General features: G+C 48.9%; 21 protein-coding genes. 1 reads left to right on the forward strand and 20 read right to left on the reverse strand.

Annotated features, from left to right (window positions below; genetic code table 11):
* Positions 1-870, reverse strand: a complete 870-nt coding sequence (locus tag WG8_RS14670; RefSeq protein ID WP_007430990.1) for a DegV family protein — start codon at positions 868-870, stop codon at positions 1-3.
* A 51-nt stretch (positions 871-921) separates the two neighbouring features.
* Positions 922-2700, reverse strand: a complete 1779-nt coding sequence (locus WG8_RS14675) for a DAK2 domain-containing protein (protein WP_007430991.1) — start codon at positions 2698-2700, stop codon at positions 922-924.
* A gap of 508 nt (positions 2701-3208) precedes the next feature.
* Between WG8_RS14675 and rpmB the strand changes: the two genes are divergently transcribed.
* A complete protein-coding gene (gene rpmB, locus WG8_RS14680; protein WP_007430992.1) occupies positions 3209-3397 on the forward strand; it encodes a 50S ribosomal protein L28 in 189 nt (62 codons plus the stop codon).
* 223 nt (positions 3398-3620) lie between these two features.
* Here rpmB and spoVM read toward each other — a convergent pair whose 3' ends face one another.
* From spoVM to WG8_RS14770, 18 genes are all read right to left on the reverse strand, one after another.
* A complete protein-coding gene (gene spoVM, locus WG8_RS14685) occupies positions 3621-3701 on the reverse strand; it encodes a stage V sporulation protein SpoVM (RefSeq protein ID WP_010345573.1) in 81 nt (26 codons plus the stop codon).
* A gap of 141 nt (positions 3702-3842) precedes the next feature.
* On the reverse strand, positions 3843-4070 hold the full coding sequence (locus tag WG8_RS14690; RefSeq protein WP_232289107.1) for a hypothetical protein: 228 nt from the start codon (positions 4068-4070) through the stop codon (positions 3843-3845).
* A gap of 20 nt (positions 4071-4090) precedes the next feature.
* Positions 4091-4759, reverse strand: a complete 669-nt coding sequence (gene rpe / locus WG8_RS14695) for a ribulose-phosphate 3-epimerase (protein WP_007430994.1) — start codon at positions 4757-4759, stop codon at positions 4091-4093.
* A 4-nt stretch (positions 4760-4763) separates the two neighbouring features.
* On the reverse strand, positions 4764-5681 hold the full coding sequence (gene rsgA, locus WG8_RS14700; RefSeq protein WP_007430995.1) for a ribosome small subunit-dependent GTPase A: 918 nt from the start codon (positions 5679-5681) through the stop codon (positions 4764-4766).
* Positions 5682-5777: 96 nt separating this feature from the next.
* Positions 5778-8024 (reverse strand): Stk1 family PASTA domain-containing Ser/Thr kinase, encoded by a 2247-nt coding sequence (gene pknB, locus WG8_RS14705; RefSeq protein WP_007430996.1) that lies wholly within the window; start codon positions 8022-8024, stop codon positions 5778-5780.
* Positions 8021-8797, reverse strand: coding sequence for a Stp1/IreP family PP2C-type Ser/Thr phosphatase (locus WG8_RS14710; protein ID WP_007430997.1), 777 nt, complete (start codon positions 8795-8797; stop codon positions 8021-8023). The genes pknB and WG8_RS14710 overlap by 4 nt, the downstream gene beginning before the upstream one ends.
* Before the next feature lie 6 nt (positions 8798-8803).
* Complete coding sequence (rlmN, locus tag WG8_RS14715; RefSeq protein ID WP_007430998.1) at positions 8804-9844, reverse strand: 23S rRNA (adenine(2503)-C(2))-methyltransferase RlmN; 1041 nt, start codon at positions 9842-9844, stop codon at positions 8804-8806.
* A 185-nt stretch (positions 9845-10029) separates the two neighbouring features.
* Positions 10030-11445 carry a 16S rRNA (cytosine(967)-C(5))-methyltransferase RsmB gene (gene rsmB / locus WG8_RS14720; RefSeq protein ID WP_007430999.1) on the reverse strand — a complete coding sequence of 472 codons (1416 nt, stop codon included), beginning with the start codon at positions 11443-11445 and terminating at the stop codon, positions 10030-10032.
* A complete protein-coding gene (gene fmt / locus WG8_RS14725; RefSeq protein ID WP_007431000.1) occupies positions 11442-12431 on the reverse strand; it encodes a methionyl-tRNA formyltransferase in 990 nt (329 codons plus the stop codon). The genes rsmB and fmt overlap by 4 nt, the downstream gene beginning before the upstream one ends.
* A 6-nt stretch (positions 12432-12437) precedes the next feature.
* On the reverse strand, positions 12438-12935 hold the full coding sequence (def, locus tag WG8_RS14730) for a peptide deformylase (RefSeq protein ID WP_007431001.1): 498 nt from the start codon (positions 12933-12935) through the stop codon (positions 12438-12440).
* Positions 12936-13070: 135 nt separating this feature from the next.
* The gene (priA, locus tag WG8_RS14735; protein WP_007431002.1) at positions 13071-15683 is read right to left on the reverse strand and encodes a primosomal protein N'; all 2613 of its coding nucleotides are present in this window, start codon (positions 15681-15683) and stop codon (positions 13071-13073) included.
* The gene (gene coaBC / locus WG8_RS14740; RefSeq protein WP_007431003.1) at positions 15683-16999 is read right to left on the reverse strand and encodes a bifunctional phosphopantothenoylcysteine decarboxylase/phosphopantothenate--cysteine ligase CoaBC; all 1317 of its coding nucleotides are present in this window, start codon (positions 16997-16999) and stop codon (positions 15683-15685) included. Before coaBC ends, priA begins: the two co-directional genes overlap by 1 nt.
* A 90-nt stretch (positions 17000-17089) precedes the next feature.
* Positions 17090-17290, reverse strand: coding sequence for a DNA-directed RNA polymerase subunit omega (gene rpoZ / locus WG8_RS14745; RefSeq protein WP_007431004.1), 201 nt, complete (start codon positions 17288-17290; stop codon positions 17090-17092).
* 122 nt (positions 17291-17412) lie between these two features.
* Positions 17413-17985, reverse strand: coding sequence for a guanylate kinase (gene gmk / locus WG8_RS14750; RefSeq protein WP_007431005.1), 573 nt, complete (start codon positions 17983-17985; stop codon positions 17413-17415).
* Between the two features lie 14 nt (positions 17986-17999).
* On the reverse strand, positions 18000-18260 hold the full coding sequence (remA, locus tag WG8_RS14755) for an extracellular matrix/biofilm regulator RemA (protein WP_005548256.1): 261 nt from the start codon (positions 18258-18260) through the stop codon (positions 18000-18002).
* 56 nt (positions 18261-18316) lie between these two features.
* Entirely contained in the window at positions 18317-19204 is an 888-nt protein-coding gene (locus WG8_RS14760; protein ID WP_007431006.1) for a YicC/YloC family endoribonuclease, read from the reverse strand.
* Between the two features lie 35 nt (positions 19205-19239).
* Positions 19240-21132, reverse strand: a complete 1893-nt coding sequence (locus tag WG8_RS14765) for a bifunctional homocysteine S-methyltransferase/methylenetetrahydrofolate reductase (protein WP_007431007.1) — start codon at positions 21130-21132, stop codon at positions 19240-19242.
* Between the two features lie 155 nt (positions 21133-21287).
* Positions 21288-22175: hypothetical protein (locus WG8_RS14770; RefSeq protein WP_007431008.1), on the reverse strand; the 888-nt coding region annotated here is incomplete at its 5' end.

A 22175-nucleotide genomic window follows, 5' to 3' on the forward strand; every position in this document is an offset into this window, starting at 1 on the left:
TTACCTCTCATCTCTGGCCGGCCATGCAAAAATGCCAATCGTTCCTGGCCCTACATGGGCTCCAATCACAGCGCCAAGTTCAGTATATATTCGATCTCCCAGCTCAAAATGCTCTGCCAGCTGAGCCACGAACGCTTCTGCCACCGAGCGATCTGCCGTATGACCCACAGCAATATTAATTTTTTGGCCTTTTAAATCCCGCTCCAGCAGTTCGATGATTCGTGCTGTCGCTTTTTTATGTCCTCTCGCCTTATCAACCGAATAAATAATGCCTTCTTTGTCAATCGAAAGAATCGGCTTAATGTTAAGCAACGTACCAACCATAGCCGCTGCCTTGCCAATACGTCCGCCTTTTTGCAAGTATTCCAGTGTATCCACCAGGAAATACAAACAACGGCGCTCCCCACGACGTTCCACAGCCTGAACAATATCAGCCGGAGATTGCCCGGCAGCCGCCAGCTCTGCGGCATAGACCACAAGCATACCGTATCCGTATGAAGCTGATTTGGAATCTACCACGGTCACTCTATCTTCATGCTTCTCCAGCATGGATTTGCCCAGCAGAGCGGACTGATACGTTCCGCTCACGCCGGAGGACAAGTGGATAGAAACAATCTGGCTCTCAGGATGCTGCTCCAGCAACGTCGTATAAGTCTCCAAAAAACGGGCTGGTGAAGGCTGTGACGTCGTAGGTAGCTCATCTGCCCGCACCAGTTCGCTGTAAAACTGCGCCGCTGACATTTCAATCCCATCCAGATAAGCCGTGCTGCCAAACATAACCGTCAGCGGTACAACGACTATACCGAGACGGTCTGCCAGTTCCTGTGGAATATCAGCCGTGCTATCCGTCACAATGAGGGTACTGCTCATCAGTCAGACCTCCTTTTTGGTGGTGGGCTTCCATAGGCGCTCTACAGCCCATCAGCTTTCCACTGAGAACAAATAAGGATAGATCGGCTGACCACCTTCATGCACTTCTACTTCAGCATCCGAATAATGCTCTTCAAGCCATGCAACGAGCTGATCTGTGTCTTCTTGCTTCGCATCCGAACCTGTAAGAATCGTAACAATTTCATCACCATTCACCAGCATTTTCGTCAGCAAAAGACGGGACGTTGCGACTAACTCTTCCTCTGTCGCCACAATTTTGGAATCTTGAATACCGATATAATGGCCTGCCATAATGTGCAGGTCATCAAGCGTCGTATCCCGTACCGCATAGGTCACCTGTCCAGATTTCACACGGCTGACCGCTTCTCGCATATTATCCTGATTGGTCTCAAAGGCTTCTTCCTCCTGAAAAGCAAATGCCGCCGCAATCCCCTGAGGAATCGTTTTGCTTGGGATAACCGACACCAAGCGTTCCATCTCCAGTAGTTCACGCGCCTGCTCTGCCGCCAAAATGATATTGGAATTATTCGGAAGAATAAAAATATGTTGAGCCGCAATCGAGCGTGCCGCATTGACAAAATCCTCTGTACTCGGATTCATGGTCTGACCGCCGGAAAGCACAACATCGACGCCCAAGCTTCTGAAAATATCGGCAATTCCTTCACCAGAAGCCACAGCGATAAAACCAAAGGGTGCCAGTTCATGAGCCGGAGGCACTGAGGGCTCCTCCTCACGTACAGGCTCTGCTGGTATTTCAGCAAACCACTCAGGCTCAGGAGCACCATCCATACCTGCCGACAACAAATCACGATGTTGCTCGCGCATATTCAGAATACGGATCTGTGTAATTTCCCCGTAACGCAGTGCCAGATTCAACACTTCACCCGGAGCTTTGGAATGCACATGAACCTTAATAACGTCATCGTCTGAAATTACGATAATAGAATCACCATCTACTGATAACGCTTTCCGGAAAACTTCCTCATCAAAGGCCGTACCTTGCGCTCCGCCCAATTGTCGATTGATAAAAAACTCCATATCATACAAAAATTCAATATCCTCGGTTTCGAGCTTCGCTTGCGCTGAAATCGGCGCATCCGGGGAAGGCGCAACTGCCGTAGGTCTCCCGGCTACCTGAGGAGCAAAAACGGGACGCACCTTATCGCCTTTTGCAGCTGTAGCTGTCACCAGACCGCTTTCGAGATATTGCATAAATCCTTCATAAATATACACAAGTCCTTGTCCACCCGAGTCCACAACTCCCACTTGCTTCAGTACTGGGAGCATGTCCTGCGTCATGGCAAGCGTTTCCTTCGCTTTAGCAAGCACTTCTTCCATCAGTTCCGTGATGTCGTTCGTCCGGCGCGAGAAAAAAACAGCATGCTTAGCCGCTTCCTTCGCCACGGTAAGAATTGTACCCTCCACCGGCTTAACCACCGCCTTGTAGGCCGCATCCACCCCGCTCTGCAATGCCGATGCGAACTGAAGGGTATTCAATTCCTCGTATGGGGCAGCGTAACGGCTGAAGCCACGGAACAACTGGGACAGGATAACCCCTGAATTACCGCGGGCCCCCATCAGCAAACCTTTGGATAGTATGCCGGACATGACACCGATAGAGGAAGAATTCCCCCTCTTTATTTCCGTTACGCCCGCGCTCATCGTCAAATTCATATTGGTACCCGTGTCACCGTCCGGTACCGGAAATACATTTAGTGAATTGACGTGTTCCGCATGCTGCTGTAATTGTTCCGCCCCGGCTAAAACCATTGCGGTAAAATCTGTTCCATTCAAAGAACGATTACTCAAGAGAATTCCCCTTCCTAGCTTAATACACTTGTTTTACAATCAACCTTACACAACACCTTATTTAAAGGTTTAATTGAATTATACTAAAGCCAGACGATGAATACGAATGTCACACTTTCGTAAGCTTATTGTACCCATGGCCTGAGCCGTTCTTACACAGGTCATATATATGAAAAACCAGCCAACCGCCCAACTATAAAGCATCGGCAGGAATGGTAACTATGGGTATGGTTTCCGCCTCTGATCTGTCCGGCATGACTGGAATAAATTCACATTTTAATATATACAAGAATAAATGGAGCTATAACTATCCCATATTGTACTATAATGCGAAAGAGAAATAAATAAAGTTTTTGAATCAGTTGACGGAGCTTTTTTGACTATGATATTATATAAAAGTATTGTTTTGTTCAGGTTAGTGACTTACAAAGTCCGGCTGACCCAGTCGGCCTGAAGAGCGACCTGTTCCATACGGAACTTGGTTATTTTCAGAATAGGAGGTGGAATCATGTCTCGTAAATGTTCTGTAACAGGCAAAAAGCCTAGCAGCGGTAACCACGTATCTCACGCTAACAACCGTAATCGCCGTACTTGGGGCGTCAACGTACAAAAAGTTCGCATTCTCGTTAACGGTAAACCGAAACGCGTTTATGTCAGCACTCGTGCATTGAAAGCCGGTAAAGTGACTCGCGTGTAGTCGTAAAAAAATAACGTTATAAACAAAAGGCACCTCGTTTTAAACGGGTGCTTTTTTGGTTATTCGAAATGTAGTATCCAACTGTTCCAGAAGGATAAAATGTCAGGCACCTTCCCGCGCGTTCTTGCCGATTCCTTCCGAGCTGCCGAGCTGATGTGCCCGGGAAGCATGCCCTGCTACCTCTGGTCTTCATTCTGCAACCTGTGTTTACCTTACATGAAATTCAGTTTTTCTGGAATGTATTCAAAATGGCTTTAACGAACCCACCCAGAAATTTTGGCAACTTGATCGTATAAAACTTCATGCTTCACCCTCCCCATCATCCTCCTGCATCCGTTCTCTGTAGTTTATGCAACCTATAGATAGTTGTTGCCACACAAAAAAGGCTACATGAGAATCCCGCTCATGTAACCATATTTATGCACAACCATCCCAGGCTATACCATCAGACAAGTCCGTGAACATAGAGATATGCCGAGAGTATAAAAATAAACAGGAAGTAATAAAGCACGCTGCACACCACAAAGCCGATGCGCAAACCACGCCGTTCATTTTTACGAAAATAAAATAGCGCAATTAGAACAGCGAAAAGTGAAAGAAGGGCATTCCATGGAGCCTTCACCAGCGAGAAGCTGCTAAGGGTCAAACCTGTCGCCATACTCGCTGCAGTCATCCACAACGCTTCAGTTAGCTTCACTTGGTTAAACGGGCCGCGCTCTCCCGAATAGCCGCAATAGCTGCGCCGCGGTCTTCTCTACTGAAAACCGCGCTGCCTGCCACCAGAACATCAGCACCTGCTTCAAATACGACGGGTGCCGTCTCCTCCGCAATACCTCCGTCTACCTCGATATGTACGTCTGGACGCCCTATTTCGTTCAGCCAAGCACGGATCTGTCTGATTTTATCCACCGTCTCTGGAATGAAGGATTGCCCCCCAAAACCAGGATTGACCGTCATGACTAGAACCATATCCACATTAGGCAGTACTTCCTTGATCGCATATGGGGAAGTACCTGGATTGAGGGCCACTCCTGCCAGCACACCTTGCTGTTTAATCATATGAATAACTCCATGCAAATGAACACAGGCTTCAACGTGAACAGTGACAATATTGGCCCCAGCCTTTACAAAATCAGCAATGTAACGTTCAGGATGCTCAATCATCAGGTGAACGTCCAGAGGAAGAGTCGTATGAGGACGAATTGCCTGAACGATAGGTGGACCCAGTGTAATATTGGATACAAAATGCCCATCCATTACATCCACATGAATCCAGTCTGCTCCCATTGCCTCGGCTTCCGCAACTTCACTACCCAAACGGGCAAAATCAGCGGATAAAATCGATGGTGCTATTTTTAACATATGCTCAATACCTCCGCTTTTTTTCTTTTAGTTCCTGGTAGAATTGCAAGTAGCTGTCATACCGCCCCTGAGAAATATGTCCTTCTTCCACGGCCTCTCTTACTTTACAACCGGGCTCGTGAATATGGGTGCAGCCTCGAAATTTACAACTCTCCGCATACTGCTGGAATTCACGAAAGCAGGGTGATAACTCATCCACACCCAGCTCCAAAAAATCCAACTGACTAAAACCTGGTGTATCGGCTACAAAGCCGCCGTTATCCAGAGGAATTAGCTCCACATGACGAGTCGTATGTTTTCCTCGCCCCAGCTTATTGCTAATAGCGCTCGTCTCTAGCGTCAGCCCCGGCTGCAACGCATTAAGCATAGAAGACTTTCCTACACCTGACTGCCCGGAGAACACGCTAATTTGGCCAGCCAGCAGGTTCTTAAGCTCAGCCGTGCCTTCCCCGGTACGGGCGCTGGTCACCAGCACCTCATAACCGATCTTCCGATATATTTCCTGAACGGCCAAAACCGTATCATCCTCCGAAGGACTGCCTTCATACAAATCGCGCTTGGTCAGACAGATAATCGTATCCAGCCCGGCGTGCTCAATATGCACCAAAAATTTATCTAGCAGCGGCAGATTCAAATCCGGCTCACGCAGGGAAAACAATAGCACGGCAAGCGTGGTATTAGCCACCGGCGGACGGATAAGCTCCGTCACACGCTTTCTAATCTCTTTGACCATACCTTCCCCGTTCTCAGTCAGTTCGTAAACGACCTGATCGCCGACAAGAGGCGTAATCTCTTTTTTCTTAAAAATGCCGCGTGCTCTGCATTGTACTGTAGCTTCGCCGGATACCGGGCGCCCATCCTGATCCAGGCTGGAGACATAATAATATCCGCTGAGTGCCTTGACGATCAGACCTTCAGGCATGTGTAAGACGTCCTCCTTCATAATACTTAAGTTTCATTGCTTGTAACAGTACAAGCACCTTCATCCAGCAGGTTTACTGATGCTGTACAGCCTCAATCACTTTTCCTTCTTTTTATGGGAACCGCTCCCTTTGCCCAAGTTGTTATAATGACTAACTGCTAACTCACTGCCCGCAACTCCCGTGGAATCCGTTCCAGGAACAAAGGCGGAAGGCTCGCCCCCGGTCCCATCCGGGTTGTTAGGGTCGCCTCCGCTATTATTAGAAGGTTCTCCGTTATTCCCTTCCCAGCCACTTCCACTGCCATTCTGTGAAGAATTGCCATCAGAAGGATCCGTTGGTGACGTTCCGGCAGGCGGAGCAATTTGAGGCATCGTCACCGTGCCATTTTTCGCATCAATATAAGAAACAGGATACGTATCAACAAAGGCTCCGTCTCTAAATACGGAGACAACACTGTCCTTGTTCGGTGCCATCACCAGATTGATCGTAAACACCTGCGTCGTATTAATCGTACGGCTCCCCCACTCCTGATTTTCCCCACGTGCATCCGTATAAGTAATCCGAATCTTGCTGTTTTTGCCTTCTTCCTTCGGCGCAACAGGCACATTAAACGGGAGCATAATCGCTTCTGGCGGGTAGCCAGTACTTACATAAATCGTAATTTCCGTATTTGGAGGCAACTCACTGCCTGCCTCTGATGGCCATTGTTTGGTTACTTTACCTTTTTCCTGCTCATAGCTATATTCCTCTTTGATCGAGCCAACCTTCAGCCCCATCTTTTTGACCTCATTTTCTGCTTGGTTCTGCGTCATACCCACCAAATTCGGCATTTTTACCGTGTTCGCACCTTTGCTGACCGTAAGGACTACTTGAACCGAGTCCTTATCGAAAGGCTCATTTGCAGCCGGTGTCTGACTGAGGACGGTTCCTACGGCCTGATCACTGAACTGCTCATTTTGCTGAATCTGCGTCTCCTTAATTTGCTGGGCGGTCAGCAGCTTCACGGCATTCTCATAGCTCTGGCCTTTAACATCCGGCATCGGAGTAAGCGGTTTGGCGATCCCAACTTTCAGACCAATCTTGGTTCCTTCCTTGACTAAAGAATCAGCCGGATAACTTTGATAAAAGACAACTCCTGGCGCAATTCCCTCTTGGTATACATGCTGGACGGGCTCCTCAATGAGCAATCCTAGTTTAGTAAGATTTACTTTCGCTTGGTCTTCTGTCAGTGTCAGTACACTGGGTACTTTTACATCAGGTACGACGAGTACACTTTGCACATAGACCACCAGTCCACCCATGGCAAGCAGCAGCACCAACACTAGTGTTACCCAAAAGATCGCCTTTTTTCTATTCTTCTTGGACGATTGCTTGCTTGGAAGCTGTTCTGCTTCACGAGGTTGGACAGGCACGTCGCTTCCATTAGAAGACATCCCCATTTGTTGAGGCTTTATCGCCGGAATAACCCGTGTTTGATCCTCATCATCCAAATGTGCAAATTCCAGCTTGGATTCATTGCGACGCCCCGGCAGTAGACAGGTTTCCAAGTCTTGCAGCATTTCGTCTGCCGACTGATAGCGTTCCTCCGGATTTTTGCGCATAGATTTTAGAATGACATTTTCCACGCTTTGCGGAATCAACGGATTAATTTTGCGCGGTTCCTCAAATTCCTCTTGCAAATGCTTGAGCGCTACACTGATTGGACTTTCTCCCAAAAAAGGAAGCTGCGCCGTCAGCATTTGGTATAACACAATCCCTAAAGAATATAAGTCCGATTTCTCGCCAGTGACGACTCCTTTTGCATGCTCAGGTGAAAAATAGTGAACAGAACCCACAACAGAGCCAGTCTGAGTAATTGTCGTTGACGTAACAGCTCTGGCAATCCCAAAATCGGTTACCTTGACCCGTCCATTACGTCCAATCAATATATTATGGGGCTTAATGTCCCGGTGAATAATTTGATTTTGGTGTGCATGCTCCAACGCATCACAAATCTGTGAAGCGATCCGCACTGCTTCATCCACCTGCAACGGCGCGCGTTCTTTAATAATCTCATTCAAATTTTTACCTTCGACGTACTCCATTACAATATAATGGATTTCATCCTCTTGGCCGACATCATAAATACTAACCACATTCGAATGGGAAAGCGAGGCCGCAGACTGTGCCTCACGCCGAAAACGGCGAATAAATTCCTCATCATGAACAAATTGCTGACGCAGCACTTTAACCGCCACATTACGATTCAGCAAAATGTCTTGAGCCTTATACACCAGCGCCATACCACCGCCACCGATGCGCTCAATAATTTCGTATCTTCCCCCTAGCAGGTGTCCGATCATGCGTCACACCCCTTTTCACTCAATGAAACCGTGTCGTCAGGCAATTCAAACAAAGCTACCGTGATATTATCGTCTCCTCCGGCAAGCAATGCCAAATGTAGCAGACGATCCGCTCGTTCCTCCAAAGGATTGTCTGCAGCTCCTACTACCTTGCTGATTTGCTCTTCCGTCACCAGATTACTCAGCCCGTCACTGCACAGCAACAACACATCGCCCTTGCCCAATGTAACGGAGTCAATATCCACTTTCACCTCGGAATCAGTACCCAGCGCCCGTGTCAGCACATTGCGACGAGGATGGTTCTCCCGCTCTTCCTTGCTGATCTGACCATTTTTGAATAACTCATTAACCAGAGTGTGATCCTCTGTAATCTGACGTACCGTTCCTTTGGATATCACATAGGCTCGGCTGTCCCCGATATGTCCGATAATTCCGGAAGCATCGTTTAGCAAAACAGCCACAACTGTCGTTCCCATATTATGATACTTATCATCGCGCGCAGCCGTTTGGAAGATAACTTCATTGGCATGCAAAATAGCGTCGCTGAGCGCCGCGGTCAAAGAATGTGCGGATAATCCGCTCTCCAACGTCGCCAAATCAGCGGCAAGTGTCTCAACCGCGAGGCGGCTGGCCGTATCACCGGCCAAGTGCCCCCCCATTCCATCGGCAACAATCCCAAGAATATACCCTTGCTCCAAATGCCTGATCCAGGCAGAATCCTCATTCACCGAACGTACACGTCCGACATGGCTGACATGAACTGTTTTGATCAAATAATTTCACCCCAACTCCATATGCTTTGCACGCAACTGGCCGCAGGCAGCGGCGATATCGTGACCCTGTTCACGCCGGATCGTCACATTGATGCCCTTATCGGCAAGAATACGCTGGAAATTGAAAATATCGCTGCGCGATGTGCGTACGTACTTGCGCTCAGGCACATGGTTGACCGGGATCAAATTGACGTGGCACAACATGTCCTTCAATACATCCGCCAGCTCTTCTGCATGCTCTGCCTGGTCGTTTACTCCACCAATCAGGGCATATTCAAATGAAATTCTCCGTCCCGTCTTGGCAAGATAGTAACGAAGCGCATCCATAACATCGTTAAATGGATAACGACGATTAACAGGCATCAGTTTGGAACGAAGCGCATCATTAGGCGCATGAATGGATATTGCCAGATTAATCTGGGTATCCTCGTCTGCAAATTTATAAATATTCGGTACAATGCCACTGGTCGATACCGTGATATGACGTTGACCTATATTCAGACCCTTTTCATGAATCATCGTACGCAAAAACGTCATGGTCGCTTCATAGTTTTCAAAAGGCTCGCCTGAGCCCATAATCACAATGCTGCTCACTCGTTCATTGGTTTTATCCAAAATTTTCTGTGCTTGCACAACCTGCGCTGTAATTTCACCGGCTGTCAGGTTCCGTTTGAGGCCCCCAAGCGTCGAAGCACAAAAAGTACATCCAATCCGGCAGCCCACCTGAGTCGTTACACAAATACTGTTTCCGTAATTGTGTCTCATAATAACCGTCTCAATGGCATGATCATCGTGCAAACCGAACAGGAATTTCACCGTACCGTCTTTCGATTCCAGCTTTGTAATTTCATGCAGCGTCACAAAGCTGAATTGCTCTGCAAGCTTTTCTCTCAATCCTTTGGACAAATTCGTCATCTCATTGAAATCGTTGACCCGCTTTACATACAGCCAGTCAAAAATTTGTCCTCCGCGAAAAGCAGGCTCGCCATTATTCTTGGCCCAGTCCTGAAGCTCCTCCAGAGTTAAATCATATATAAAAGGTTTCATCAATGTTTACACCCGTTCCTTCTTCATTAAGTTCTGTTTGATCTTAGGCAGTATTTTCATTCTTCCTATTTTAGCACAAATCCCTGAGGGGGTAAAAATTTTTCATCTTTATGCAAAAAACCGCCGGAGAGGTCCGGCGGAATGTGGAAATACTGGTGGGCGACTGCCTGAAATACTCTTCCGAACTACTTTAACCGGCGCAGACGCGCGATATAAAATCCGTCACTGTGGAAATGCTGTGGCAACAGCTGCAACGAGCCGCGCTGAGCGCCCTTTGTATCGCGGCTCACGTCCGGGAAAGCATGTCCTTCTGCCAATTCATACTCGGGGTGCTCGCTTAAAAACCGGGTCAATTGTCCTTCGTTTTCGTCAGGCTCAATCGTACATGTGCTGTATACCAGAATACCACCCGGCTTCAATAGCCCGGCTACACTGTCGAGCAGCTCATACTGAAGCTGTGTAATGTCGCGCACATCCTGCTCCGTTTTACTCCAACGCAAGTCCGGCTTACGGCGAATGACTCCAAAGCCGGAGCATGGCGCATCAAGCAAAATGCGATCAAAAGAAGCAGGAGCATAACGATCTTTCAGTTCCAACGCATCACCAGTGACCGTTTCTACAGCATCGAGTCCCAGCCGATCAGCCTGCTCCTGAATCAAATGATGCTTATGGGCATGCAAATCGTTCGCAATAATCCGGCCTTGGTCCTTCATTAGCTCAGCCATATGAGCTGTTTTGCCACCCGGAGCGGCACAGCAATCCAGTACCAGCATGCCAGGCTCAGGCGCAACTGCTTCCGCAACAAGCATGGAGCTTTCATCCTGTACGGACAACAAGCCGTCCGTATACCAGGAGGTAAGCGCCATGTTGCCGCCGCTGCGAACAACTATCCCGTAAGGGCTAACTACCGAAGGAACGGCGTCCACCCCTTTGGCGAGCATCTCGTCCAATAATTGATCACGGCTGGTCATGGTCGTATTTACCCGCACGCTGACCGTAGGTGGCTCATTATCAGCCTGACAAATCGCCTCTGCTGTTTCTACACCATATTGCTTAATCCAGCGCTTAACCAGCCATTGTGGATGGGAATGCTCTAACGAGATCCGCTCCTCGGCTGACAAACCGTCAGGAATACGCAGCTTGTCCGGCTCGCGCAGCATGCTGCGCAGCACGCCATTGACCATACCCGAAATCCCCTGATGCCCGCGCCGCTTGGCAATGGTCACGGCTTCACTAACGACGGCATGATCCGGGATACGATCCAGATACACAATCTGGTACACACTCATCCGCAGTAGTGAACGTACCCAAGCCTGGAGCTTGGCCGTTCCTTTTTGAACAAACTTGTTCAAATAATAATCCAGTGTATTACGGCGTGCGACTGTGCCGTACACAAGTTCTGTCGCCAAGCCGGCATCACTTGCGGACAAGCCTGCTTGCTGGAGCCGACGATTTAACTCGAGGTTGCTATATGCGCCCTCTTGCTCCACCCCGGTCAACACATCAAGTGCAACCTCCCGCGCCGTTAGTTTGCGAGTGCTGCCAGCTCTGGCACCTGCTCTCTTGCCTTGGTCTCCCTGACGGGAGTGCCCCCCGCTCACCCGAGCACCATGCCTGGCTTCATTTGTCCGCCGCGTGCAAAGTTCCCGGCTTCCATAACCTTCTTGCCCGCCGGTTGAACCTGAGTCAGCCAGATCGTACCGCTGCCTGTCTGTACTTCAATGCCTCGGGCGTTCAATTGGAGAACCGTTCCGGGCGCTGGAGTATTGGAGCCATCCGCTTCATTACTTATGAAAGCTCCTTTGGTGGAAGCCCATTCAGTGGAAGGCTGCTCGGCAGCCCACACTTTAAAAACATTTTCTTCCCACAGCGTAAATGCGCCGGAAAAGGGAACAAGCCCGCGAATCCGGTTGTATATCTGCTGCGCACTATCATGCCATGGAATGCGCTCATCGTCACGACTCAGATTGGGGGCATAGGTGGCCTCTTCCTCGTTTTGCGGCGTGCGCACCGATTGCCCTGCCAGCAGCTTCGGCAGCTCACCCTGTAAAAGCTTCGCTCCGGCTACGCTCAGCTTCTCGAAAATCGTACCGGACGTATCCTCCGGCTCAATAGCAACCTCAACCCGTGATATCATATCGCCGGTATCCAGCCCTTCCGCCATATACATCAGCGTCACACCCGTAACGGTTTCACCGTTAATGATCGCACGCTGAATTGGCGCTCCTCCCCGATAACGGGGAAGCAGCGAGCCATGCACATTCAGGCAGCCGAAACGGGGCAGGTCCAATACGGATTTAGGCAAAATTTGCCCATAAGCTGCGGTTACGATCAGATCTGGACGCAGCTCCGCCACCTGTGCCACCGCTTCCGGCTGACGCAGGCGGGTCGGTTGAAGCACGGGCAATCCGCGCTTCTCCGCCGCTTCCTTGACTGGTGTAGGCATCAATATTTTTTTGCGTCCCTGCGGCTTATCCGGCTGGGTAATCACACCGACCACATTGTAGCTGTTGTCCAGCAGCATGTTCAGCGAAGGCACGGCAAACTCCGGTGTACCCATAAAGATAATACGAATGTCTTGATTCATCGAACCTCACTCCCCTGCCTGACGGTTCGATCCTGGCTGTTCCGGAGCAACCTCATATACTTTTTCCGCAATATCCGTGAACAAAACTCCATTCAAATGATCGATTTCATGCTGAAAAGCACGAGAAAGCAATCCTGTCGCTGTAACAGTAATGGCCTTGCCCTCACGATCCAGTCCCTTGACTGTAACCTTCTCGGCACGACGCACATCCCCGTTCAGACCCGGAATACTCAAGCAGCCTTCAGGACCCAGCTGCTCTCCTTCTTCTGCCACGATTTCCGGATTGATCATTTTAATCAAACCATGCTCATCTCCGGCATCCACAACGATCAGACGCTTCAAAATGCCTACTTGCGGAGCGGCAAGACCTACTCCCTCCGCTTCATACATCGTATCTGCCATATCGTCAAGCAGCTTCTGCACGTTAGGTGTAACTTTAGTAACCTCCTTGGCTACTTTATGCAGTACATCATCCGGCTCCAACACGATAATTCTAATTGACATAACAACAGAACACCTTCCTCTTTATCCTTCATTTAGACTTATTAATTGTATTCATCACAAACGCGACTGCTACATTATCCTATGTACGGACCGCTTGTCCGCATTAACTGTGCCAATAAGTTTTGCGCAGACGCTCTACATTAGCATTTGCGGATCGACATCCAGACTAATCAGCAGCTTTTGGGCCTGTGCGGATTCCGCCATTTCATCAGCTACCTGCTGAGCCAGACCAATCGCATCGATATTTCCACGCCATTTTATCATACATTGAAATCGGTATCTATTCTTGATTCTCGAGATCGGTGAAGCTACGGGTCCCAATATGTCAAGTACATCCGATGTCAGCCGATCCATATTCCCGAACCAGCCCCGTTGTCTCGCCCGCCCCTGCAGGGTAGCTGAATAGTTTTCAGCCAGCCGGACCAGTACCGGAAGCTGTTCATGAGAAAAGGTTACCAAAATAAGACGACAATACGGCGGATAGTGCAAATTGCGGCGATGCTTCAATTCTTCCCTGACAAAAGAAGCATAGTCGTGGCGACTTGCGTGAATCACCGAATAATGCTCTGGTGTATAAGATTGTACGAATACCTCACCTGGCAATTGATGCCTTCCGGCACGTCCGGCTACCTGTGTTAACAGCTGGAATGTCTTTTCTGCAGCCCGAAAATCCGGTAAATTAAGAGCCGAGTCCGCAGTAATAACTCCAACCAGCGTCACATCAGGAAAATCCAGTCCTTTGGCTACCATCTGGGTACCGAGCAGCACATCTGCTTTTTTATCACGAAACTGCTTAAGCAGCTTTTCATGGGCATTTTTTTCTGATGTTGTATCCACATCCATTCGGACAACACGTATACCGGGAAACAGCTTTGCCAGCTCTTCTTCCACCCGCTGAGTTCCTGTACCGAAGTAGCGAATGTGCTCACTGCCGCATTCCGGACAAATCTGCGGGACAGGCTCGGAATAACCACAGTAATGGCAACGCAAATTGTTCGAACGCTGGTGATACGTAAGCGAAATATCGCAATGCGGACAGCCCGCCACATAGCCGCAGCTGCGGCACATAACGAACGTGGAATGCCCGCGCCGATTCAACAGCAATACCGTCTGCTCCTTACGCTCCAACCGTTCTGCGATTCCTTGATGCAGCGCGCGGCTGAACATGGAGCGGTTGCCAGCCCGCAGTTCCTCGCGCATATCCATGATATGTACTTCAGGCAACGTGTTCCCGAGTGCGCGGGTTGGCATTTCAAGCAGCAGCGGCGCAAACTCGTCATTGCTTTGTGAGCGGGCGGCGAAGTAACTTTCCAGCGACGGTGTAGCTGACCCCAGGATAACGACGGCTCCATGCTGATGGGCTCTGCGAATAGCTACATCCCGCGCATGATATTTGGGGGTCTCTTCCTGCTTGTAGGACGTTTCGTGCTCCTCGTCCATAATAATGAGTCCTAGCTCACGAAAAGGCGCAAATACTGCCGAGCGGGCGCCAATCGCCACCTTCACACGACCTTCGCGTATCTTGCGCCACTCATCGTAACGTTCCCCGCCGGACAGCCTGCTGTGCATCACTGCCACCTGATCGCCGAACCGCCCCTTGAAACGCTCTACCATTTGTGGTGTTAACGATATTTCGGGTACCAGTACAATCGCTTGGCGATTCTGACTGATACAGCGCTGAATCGTCTGCAAATAGACCTCCGTCTTACCACTTCCTGTGACTCCATGCAATAAATAAGCGCCTTGCTCACGCATGTCCAACTGGCGAACAATTCGCTCATACACCGACTGCTGCTCTGATGTGAGGGGCAGCGGCTCTGTAGGCTTAAAGCGCCTGCCCCGGTACGGATCGCGGAACACTTCCACATCCTCCGTGATCACATAACCCTTATCTTCCAACGCCTTGACCGTTGCAGCCGATACACTCAGTGAGGTCAGGACTTCCTTCAGCGGCAGAGGCAGAAACTCGCTACGTTCCAGCAAAAAAGCAAGTACCTCCCGCTGACGCTGCGCTTTGGCAGAAAATTTCTCCAATGCCGCTGAGGCCTTGTCTATACTCATAGCCAGGTCAACAGCTTTCATGGTCTTTTTGCTGAGTTTGTCTTTGATAACCTGACTTTCCTGGAGCACTCCCCGCCGCAACAGCGCTTTAATGACCTCCGCCTCCTCGGGAAAACGGCGACTGAGCTGCTGCAAAGGGACTTGCTCCTTCTCCTGAATAAAACTGACAATCCGACGCTCCGTCGGGTCGCTCATACCATCATCGGTGAGAAGAGCCCATTCGAGCTCTTCGCCTTGATCTGATTGCATGGTACGCTGTAAATCATCTGGGTCCTGGATAGCATGAACAGGCGAGGCATTTGCAAACGCATGCTGTTCAGCGATGGAAATGTAACGTTCCGCTTTACCCTTTAATGCGGTAGGAATCATCACTTGCAAGGCCATAATTTGATTGCAGGCATAGCGTTCACTCATCCATTTGCCCAGCTCCACAAGATCAGGAGATAATGGCGGCACCAAATCCAGCAACTCCTGAATCGCTCTCATCCGGTATTTAGGCGGCTCCTCAGCAGGAACTACCGAAATGACAAAAGCCTGCACCGTTCGTTTGCCGAACGGCACAGCTACCCGGCTACCCGGCTCAATCCAAGGCCTCATTGAATCCGGTATTAGATAATCGAAGGTACGGTCCGTATCCTTGGCTGGCACATCGACAATGACCTTGGCAACTAAATTGCCTGTCTCCATTAATGCAACACCCCACCCATGCGTCCCGCAGCTATCGTTAGCAATTTACGCGCGACTTCTTCCTTTGACTGTACAGGAATGCGCTCTACCATTCCGCCACGGTCATAAATTTGTACCGCATTATCATCGGCGCCAAAGCCGGTGCCTTCCACAGTTACATCATTTGCCGCAATCAAATCACAATTTTTACGTTCCAGCTTATCTATCGCATACGTCTCCATATTTTCGGTTTCTGCCGCAAAGCCAACTAAGAATTGATGTTTTTTGCTATGTCCAAGTGATTCAAGAATATCGACGTTCTTCACTAATTCCAGTGTAATGGCATTATCTTTTTTCTTGATCTTGGTCTGTGCCACCTCACGTGGCCGATAATCTGCTACCGCAGCAGCCATCACGACCATATCACACGCTTCCCATTGTCTTAACACAGCAGCATACATGTCTTCAGCGGACTGAACTCTTTCAAGCGAAATCCCTGAAGGCGGCTCCGCGCTGGTATTTGCAGCGATCAAATGCACCTCTGCACCCATCTCCTGAGCTACTTTTGCAATGGCAAAGCCCATCTTGCCGGAGGAATCGTTCGTGATGTAACGCACCGGATCAATTCTCTCGATTGTGCCGCCAGCAGTCACAATGACTTTTCTGCCTGAAAGCAACATTTCATTCTCATTGTCATCCTCGTTCACAAGCGACTCGGGCGCTTGACTTTCCGTAGCTTCTCCACCAAACCAACGTGGCTCAGACTTGCTTTGGCCTTTACCATCCTGACCTTGCTGTTCAAAAAAGCGTTCTATGGTTTGCACGATCGTTTCCGGCTCTTCCAAGCGCCCTTTGCCAACATAACCACAAGCCAGCAATCCTTCACCGGGCTCAATCATCATCACGCCGCGTGATACGAGCGTCTCCATGTTTTGCATGACTGCCGGATGGGTATACATATGCACGTTCATCGCAGGTGCCACCATAATGGGGGCTGTCGTAGCCAGCAGCGTAGTAGACAGCATATCATCAGCAAGTCCATGCGCCATTTTCCCGATGATATTCGCGGTTGCAGGAGCAACCAGCACCAAATCGGCCGCATCTGCCAGATGGATATGGGATACGACGGACGGTTCTCTTTCATCAAACGTATCACTATATACCGGATTACGAGAGAGCGACTGCAACGTAAGTTCGGTAATAAACTCCTTGGCGGAAGCTGTCATAATCACATGAACGTCGGCTCCCTTTTGCGTCAACTTACTGCACAGCGTAGCCGCTTTATAAGCGGCAATTCCGCCGGTAATACCAAGAATAATGACTTTCCCCTTCAACATCGTTAACTCCCCCTGACCGAAAAAAATAACAACCTTGCGGTTGTCAAAGGAATTGGCATTGCGCCTGGTTATAATGATTGTCTACAGTTCTTATTCTTCGCCGCTTTCAAGCAGAAGATGATCTGCGTAGATCTCTTCCAACGCTACTCCAACCTGTTTGTGTGATTTAGGGCTCTTCAGAGACGTCTTCTCACCCTCACGCAACTGTCTAGCCCGGCGTGAAGCCGCTACAACCAGCGAATATTTACTATCAACCTTTTTCATCATTTCATCAATGGAAGGATACAGCACGAATAGACACCTCTTCATGTAGTTTTGGAACTGTATAAGCTGAACTCAAGTGTACACCTTCAAGCCCAGCTTATACAGCATTATTTCACTTTAAATACGCTTGGCATATGTAAAGTCCTGATTTATGGATGAACCTTACAATGTTCGGCGATAATAATGGATTCTATTCGTTTACAAGCGAAATCAATCTCATCATTCACAACCGCATAATCATAATGACGCAACAGGTTCATTTCATCCACAGCTACCGACATGCGGTGGTCAATGGTGTCCTGAGTCTCTGTACCTCGTCCCCGAATTCTGTCCTTTAATTCATCTAGCGAAGGCGGGAGCAGGAAAATAAAGATGCCTTCAGGAAACTTTTCTTTGACCTTTAGCGCTCCCTGAACCTCAATTTCCAGAAATATATCTTTGCCCTGCGCAAGCGTCTGATCTACAAAATCACGTGGAGTACCGTAAAAATTGCCCACATACTCAGCATACTCCAGCATCTCATCCCGTTCAATCATACCTAAGAACTCTTCACGTGTTTTAAAAAAATAGTTTACTCCATCCTGTTCGCCCGCACGAGGTGCTCGAGTCGTAGCAGAAACCGAGTAGGTTATTTCCGGCAGCTTCTCACGCAACGCATTGCCTACCGTTCCTTTACCAACACCCGAAGGTCCGGATATTACAAATAATAATCCCTTAGCCATAGTACACTCCATTTTTATTCGTCATTATCATCATCTTTGGTGGATAGGCGATGAGCGACCGTCTCCGGCTGCACCGCGGACAGAATTACATGATCACTGTCCGTAATAATAACAGCCCGTGTCCGGCGACCATAGGTAGCATCAATTAACATATGACGGTCCCTTGCTTCCTGTATAATCCGCTTGATCGGAGCAGACTCCGGACTGACGATGGAGATAATTCGGTTGGCCGACACGATATTGCCGAAGCCAATATTGATCAATTTGATTGCCATATTCAGGTCTTTCCCCCTATACATGTGACTATTGCAGCCGTGCCGCTACCAGGTAGCTACTCAATATTCGCAGCCTGCTCACGAATTTTTTCAAGCTCTGCCTTCATCTCGACGACCAAATTAACCAATGTGAGATGATTAGCCTTGGAGCCGATCGTGTTAACTTCCCTGTTCATTTCCTGGATTAAAAAATCTAGCTTGCGACCGGCCGGCTCGTCCGACAACAGCAACCCCTTGCATTGCCCAAAGTGACTTTGAAGCCGGGTAAGCTCCTCATCAATATTGCTGCGATCCGCGAATAAAGCAATCTCCATTCCGAACTTATGCTCATCAAGCGTAAATGAACCGTCCTGAAGTTCTTTAAGTCTGTTTTTTAGCCTGTTACGGTAGTCGCTCACAACATGAGGAGCCAGCACCGTCATTTCATGATGCAGGGATTCCAGATGCGAAATACGTGATTCCACATCTTGCGCCAAATGCCCGCCTTCTCGCCTTCTCATCTCCAGCAAACCCTGCAAAGCTTCATGTAAGGCTCGCTGTAGCTGCTCTTCCCAGCCCTCTCCGTCTTCATTGCAAGCCTCTCCAGGCTCACCCAAGACGTCAGGCAAAGCAAGAATGTCGCTTATACCTAATGTTCCTTTCACGCCATAACGATCCGCCAGCTGCTCCGCTGCATGCAGGTATGCCTGCACCACAGTGTCATTCAACCGTGCGACGGGTATTTGTTCTTCATCACGTTCCCTGTGGATGAAGACGTCGACACGACCTCGTTTGATCTGCTGCTGAACCGTTCTTCTCAAGCCATCCTCAAAACGTGTCCATTCGCGCGGAATCCTCATCATCACTTCGCAATAGCGGTGATTTACCGATTTCAATTCCAAGCGCACTTTATAGCCTTCATAATGAAAGATGGCTTGACCGTATCCGGTCATACTCAATGACATCGGCATCACATCCATTTTACTATTGTAATTGATTATTATAGTCGAAACAAGGGGGCCTGCACGCGGCCGGATTTTTGCCATACATAAGAAGTCAGCTCAGCCGTCATTTCATAGAACATGAATGGAGTCATCAAATAGATTCCATTAAAATGCTCCATCGCCGTATCAAGCAGCTCTTTGGCAATGGATACACCCATCGCTCGTCCTTCCGGACCCTCCAGACCAGACATACGAGCACGCACCTCATCCGACAATTGAATGCCGGGTACTTCATTGTGCAAGTATTCTGCATTTCGCCCGCTAGCCAGCGGCATAATACCGATAAAAATCGGGACCTCCAAATGCCGTGTCTCTTCCGCGATAGCTGCGATGAGCTCACGATCGTAGACGGGCTGGGTCATAATATAATCAGCGCCGGAGGCAATTTTCTTTTCCAGCCGCTGCACAGCTTTACCCAAATGCTTGACATTCGGATTAAATGCGGCACCTACCACAAAATTAGCTTTCTGCTTTAGTGGCTTACCGGAAAATGCAACACCATCGTTCAATTGCTTGATCATACGTATAATTTCAAAAGAAGTCATATCATACACAGAGCTGGCACCTGGCAAATCACCGAACCTTGCCGGATCTCCAGTAACCGCCAATACATGGTCAATGCCCAGCGCGTCAAAACCCATCATGTGAGACTGAGTACCAATCAAATTGCGGTCACGGCAAGCAATATGAATTAATGGGCGCAAACCTGTTTCAATGCTGACCAAATGTCCAAGCGCCATGTTGCTCATCCGAGTAACGGCAAGTGAATTGTCGGCCAGCGTAAGCGCGTCGGCCCCGGCTTTCTTCAACGCATGTGCACCTTGCATAAACCGTGTTATATCCAGATCGCGTGGAGGATCAAGCTCCACAATGACCGTATGCCGCTCCTTAACCGTCTCTACAATGTTGGGTTTACTGGCATATCTGCCATTTCCACGCTCCCGTCCATCCACAGTTGGCTCCGGCTCAGCCACGTGAATTGACTCTTTCAGCAATACTTCTCTTGGAGCCAGCGGAGGCGGCTGCAAGCCGCTCAAAGCTTTGGAAATCGCCGCAATATGGTCTGGCGTAGTTCCGCAGCAGCCACCGATCAGCCTCGTTCCCAGATCCACAAAGGACGCGGCACATTCTCCAAAATATTCAGGTGTTGCACCATATACATAGTGACCGTCCACATAATCTGCGAGACCTGCATTAGGATATACGGACAGCGGTACCGACAAGGGGCCTTTCAGCTGTTCCATGACACTCATAATCCCCTGTGGACCGGAATGACAGTTAAATCCAAGAATGTCCGCTCCCTCATCACGCAATACCGAAAAAGCTTCTGCTACTAAAAAACCATCCTGTGTGCGACCAACCTGATCGACCGCAAACTGACAGATGACTGGAATGTCACTGTATTTACGTACACCGTGAAGCGCAATACGCATTTCATCCAGTGAATAAAACGTTTCGCACAAAATGCCGTCTACTCCTTCGGAGAGGAGGGCATCAATCTGCTGGTCATAGTTTCGGGCCAGCTCCAGCTTGGATATGTTAAGCCGTTTCCCCCCGCATATGGAGCCTACCGCACCCACTACATAATGCTCAGGTCCGGCCGCTGCTCTGGCAATTCTTACTCCAGCACGATTGATCTCTTCCACCCTGGATTCCAGCCCAAACCGGGCCAGCTTATAATCATTTGCAGAGAATGTATTGGTCTCCAGCAATCGTGCTCCTGCATTTAAATATTGACTATGCACATCTGCTATAACGTCAGGTGAAGTCATATTCAACTCTTCGTAAGAAGTATTTACTGGAAATCCCAACTGGTACAAATAGGTCCCCATTGCGCCGTCTCCGACAATAAGTTCACGATTCAGCACAGTACGCAAATCCGGTTTCATGTCCTCCGCTCCACCCCGCTGTTTATTTTCATATTAATGTAACATAAAAGCGACTGCAAACATAAGCCAAAAAACAAAAAAAGCCGCCTCACTCCCCAAAATGATGTCACCAGGAGTGAAGCGGTTTGGCTTATTATTGTTATTTTATACTATAATTATTGCATTTTCCCATCTGCAGCATGAAGGAAGAACGCGTAAAAAGCTCCTTTTTTATTCACCTTAGCCACAATAGAAGTCGTTTCCTTTTGCTTTTTGGAAAATGTATACTGATTCCCTTGAATCTCCACTTCATAGCCGGACAAGTTGATATTAAACAAGAGCTGAACCTTGGGCTTGACCAGTTTCAAAGCTTCTGAGGCGGTATATTTGGGATTGGCAAATGATTTTTTGAAATCTGTATCATCATTCCAGTCTACCCCATAGGTGGATACAGCCAGCACTTTGCCGGTCGCCGCGCCGATTTTGACCTCACTCGACTCGTTTGCGTCCTCGAACGACCAATAAGAAAGCCCCTTTGCCTCGTCCTTGAAGCGTGAAGCATGCTGTACGGTGATCTGCTGACCACTAACACGCTTAAAAGTGTTCGTTGCACGGCTCAGCAACACAGGGTCCACTTGCTTCAGTGGATAGTCTGCATTAATGGTTATACTGTTGCCTCGATCCACATCAACGTACAATGAGGACGCCTTTTCTCCTGCCCCCCAAAATACCCAGTAATTCGAAGGCTTGTTGGACTGGTAAGGAGATTTAACCCGCCAGAAAGCCTCAAATTGCATGGAGCGCTTGGGATCAAACGCTTTGGCACTGTTCAGCACTTTAGCCTTAAGTGGCGCTTCCAGAGCCTTACCCATGCTGCTTATTTTATACCGTACGGTGGTAGAATCCACTCTGTTCTTTTCCTTATTATATTCCGTTTGGAACGTAGCTGTTCCGTCCTCCAGCTCGCCCTCGACAATCCAGGTTTTACCCATATCCGTCACATCGTCAAATTGAAATGGCGTTTTCGTACCGATCAGTTCCTGTACTGCCTTTTCCAGCCGGTT

The sequence above is a fragment of the Paenibacillus sp. Aloe-11 genome, assembly GCF_000245715.1.
Lineage (GTDB): Bacteria > Bacillota > Bacilli > Paenibacillales > Paenibacillaceae > Paenibacillus > Paenibacillus kribbensis.